Consider the following 1,253-nt stretch of genomic DNA (forward strand, 5'->3'; position numbering starts at 1 on the left):
CAGATAAAAATCGTTGGCTTTTATATGATTGGAATCCATCAGAAATTTATGATTTAATTCAAGGGTAAAAAAATAGTAGGGTGGGTTAGCGTCAGCGTAACTCACCGAAAAATTATAGATTTGCGGTGCGTTACACTTTCCTGCGGAATGCTGCGCAAACGTTAACACATCCTACTGAACTGTTGTATAATTTTTGTTTCCTCCTTAAACTCAACTGCTCACAAGGATTATGGCACGGATGCACGGATTCTCAATTTTTGGCGGTAAGAGTTCTGCTTTCATAACTTAGGCAAATTGTCAAGTATCAAAGAGCGATCGCTGTTTCAATATCTTCATTTTCTCCATTACTAGTAGGTAGACCATAATTATTTCTTCCTACTCCCTGCATTCAATCAACTGTAGTAAATACTTTTGATAATTTATATAAATATTCAACGAACAGAATATTATGAGTTAAAAATTTAATTTATTTTAGGGATCTTGTTGAATAATTATTAAAGATTTAAGTTTGCTCTTAAAGCCAGATTAAACAACAAAAAAGTTGTTTATTAAACAAGATGAAAAAAATGTAATAAAATGTAAATTAAGTGGTTCAAAAAAATAGTAATATGTAACAATATAAATAAATTAAAACTTTAATAAGTAGGCAGTAAATATTAAGTAAATATCGGCTACTATCAAAAGCAAATACCAAGAGAAGTTAAGTTGAGGAGCATTATAGAAATGGAAACTGCCATTAAAGATACTAAAAGCAAAGATTCTCAACAAGATAAAAAGAGTCATCCTAGTGGCGATAAACGCTTTAAACAGTTAGATATTACAATGAAGCGGAATCAATATCGTCAAGATTCTTTAATTGAAGTATTGCATAAAGCACAATCAACATTTGGCTATTTAGAACCTGATGTTTTGACCTATATAGCACGAGGTTTAAAATTACCATTGAGTAGAGTATATGGAGTAGCAACTTTTTATCATATTTTTTCACTTAAGCCTAATGGCGCTCATACTTGTGTGGTATGTATGGGTACTGCTTGTTATGTAAAAGGTGGTGGAGAAGTAATTAAAACATTAGAAAAAGAACTAGAAATAAAATTAGGAGAAACAACAGCAGACGATCAAATTTCTCTTATGGCAGCTCGTTGTTTGGGTGCTTGTGGAATTGCTCCAGCAGTGGTTTTTGATGGTAGCATCGCAGGTAAACAAACTCCAGAAGCAGTTATGGAAAAAATTAAAGGTTGGCAGGAGTAAAT

The 1,253-nt window shown here is 32.3% G+C and carries 1 protein-coding gene; it reads left to right on the plus strand.

The window, feature by feature from the left end; translation table 11 throughout:
* Window positions 1–723 precede the first annotated feature (723 nt).
* Window positions 724–1,251: a bidirectional hydrogenase complex protein HoxE gene (hoxE, locus tag AC3DU7_RS25195; RefSeq protein ID WP_488042031.1), complete on the plus strand. Its 528-nt coding sequence runs from the start codon at window positions 724–726 to the stop codon at window positions 1,249–1,251.
* Window positions 1,252–1,253 lie beyond the last annotated feature (2 nt).

It is taken from the genome of Okeania sp., from assembly GCF_983059655.1.